The organism is Campylobacter sp. BCW_4341 (genome assembly GCF_001764255.1).
Classification (GTDB): Bacteria; Campylobacterota; Campylobacteria; order Campylobacterales; family Campylobacteraceae; genus Campylobacter_D; species Campylobacter_D jejuni.
Genome location: NZ_MKAH01000015.1, coordinates 1 through 609, shown reverse-complemented (window position 1 = coordinate 609; position 609 = coordinate 1). Strand labels below are relative to the sequence as shown.

Genomic DNA, 609 nt, shown 5'->3' with positions numbered 1-609 from the left:
AGCTAAAATAGGATAAGAAGAATCCGCACAAAAAATTGTAGCTTTATTAGCATACTTTTTTAACAAAGGAAGTTGTTTAGTAAGAGATGGTCCTGTAGAAACAATGATAGCTGTATCACTTATACCCTTTCTTTTGGAAAGTAATTCTTTATAACTAGGATGAGTAATCATTTGAGGTAAGTTATAAACAAATTGTTCTATGCCTTGCAGAGCATCAAGAGGATCATTACCATGAGAAACAATAGAATTTTTAAAATTTTCTGCTAATTTTTTATTCAATCCTAAAATATCTTCATGAAATCTTTCATAATAATGACTCATCAGTTCTAAAAAATAAATTCTAGAAAATTGAAAGAAAGGTTTGCTAGAGCAAAAATTAGAAAACAATTCTATATCCAAAGAACTTGTTTCTAAAATCATCAATCTTGCATTTTGCAATTCATTTGAAAAATCTAAGATATGAAACATTATCCAAATGATTTCTATATCTTTTTCAAAAACAACAATATGTTGATGATTTTTATTTTGCAATAAAGCTTTAAATAAAATTCCATTTCCAAAACCATAAAAATATAATACAGGATAAAGTAGATATTTATCATTATAAGT

General features: G+C 25.6%; 1 protein-coding gene. It reads right to left on the bottom strand.

Annotated features, from left to right (window positions below):
• A partial coding sequence (locus AJN70_RS01725; protein ID WP_148128151.1) for a 6-hydroxymethylpterin diphosphokinase MptE-like protein occupies positions 1–609 on the bottom strand: 609 nt, incomplete at both ends.